This window comes from Phaeovulum veldkampii DSM 11550 (assembly GCF_003034995.1).
Lineage (GTDB): Bacteria > Pseudomonadota > Alphaproteobacteria > Rhodobacterales > Rhodobacteraceae > Phaeovulum > Phaeovulum veldkampii.
In genome coordinates this window covers 1-1,142 of sequence record NZ_PZKF01000118.1, presented here as the reverse complement: position 1 = coordinate 1,142, position 1,142 = coordinate 1, and the positions used below count along the sequence as shown (strand labels likewise).

Below are 1,142 nucleotides of genomic sequence, written 5' to 3'. Positions count from 1 at the left end.
TATACCGCAGTTACGCCAAAACCCGAAATTTGTTGTGGTTGATGACCCTGAAATTGTCCGAGACCTGATCGCGGAATGATGTCCACTCATTTGGAATGGTTTCGCGGAAGAACTTCAGGATCGCAGTCGCGAACTGCTTCTGGCTGGGGTAGTGGCGATTGTGCGTCACGTATTGGTGCATGACTGCCCAAAGCCTCTCGATCGGATTCAGATGTGGGCAGTACGGCGGTAACTGGATGAGATTGATGCGACACGCGGGCCTGGCAAGGAATTCCCTGACATCCGACCCCTTGTGATAGGCAGCGTTATCCCAGATCACATGGATCAGTCGCTTGTCAGGGTTGCGCTCCTCGATCTTGGCCAGAAGCTGGACGGCACTGACCCCATCAACGGTTGTGGGTTCGACAAAAGGGGCATCGAAGGTTTCAAGGTTGACCGCGCCATGGATATTGACGCGGCCACGGCCTGCAGTGGTCGTGACGGCAGGATGTGAGCCTGCTTTCACCCAGCCGTATGCAGGCTTTGTCTGATATTCAGGGTGGACGGCATCGGCAAAATAGATGGCTTCATCCGCACCAAGCTCAGCCAGTAGGCGTTGGTACATGGCAATAAAGGCCACCTGTTTCTCGGCCGATGCAACGCGAGGAAGGGCCTTGGGCTTGCGATATTCGAACCCCAAGCGCGCCAGAAGCTTGATGCAGCCGGAATGGGAATAGTGCAGGCCAAACTCTTGGAGAATATGGTTCCTGATCTCAACGGTCGAGCGGCAGAAGCGATCCTGCAACCAGTCGCATAAGCCCACCTCCTGATCAGCAGTCATACGGGACTGACCGCCCTTCCAGCCGTCGAAGGCCAACGCGTCCCAGCCAGCATCGCGATAGGTTTTATGCCAGCCACGGATCGTGTCATCGTCCAGGTAGAGAAACTTTGCGATCTGGGCACAGCTTTCCCCGTCATCGAGCAGCAAGATCGCATTCGCACGCCGCGCAATCCCATGATCTTCGCGCTGACTATGCACGCAAGCTTCAAGCTCGCGTCGCTCTGCAGGGGAAAGAAAACCGGGCCGGATCATGTCCTTACATGAATCGGTCCCAACCGCGACGTCAACCCGTCAAAACTCGGGTGTTCGATGACTCCGTGTA

Annotated in this window: 1 protein-coding gene; it reads right to left on the bottom strand. The window is 56.0% G+C overall.

What is annotated here, in order from left to right; translation table 11 throughout:
* Positions 1 to 10 precede the first annotated feature (10 nt).
* Positions 11 to 1,072, bottom strand: coding sequence for an IS630 family transposase (locus C5F46_RS16170; protein ID WP_107326309.1), 1,062 nt, complete (start codon positions 1,070 to 1,072; stop codon positions 11 to 13).
* Positions 1,073 to 1,142 lie beyond the last annotated feature (70 nt).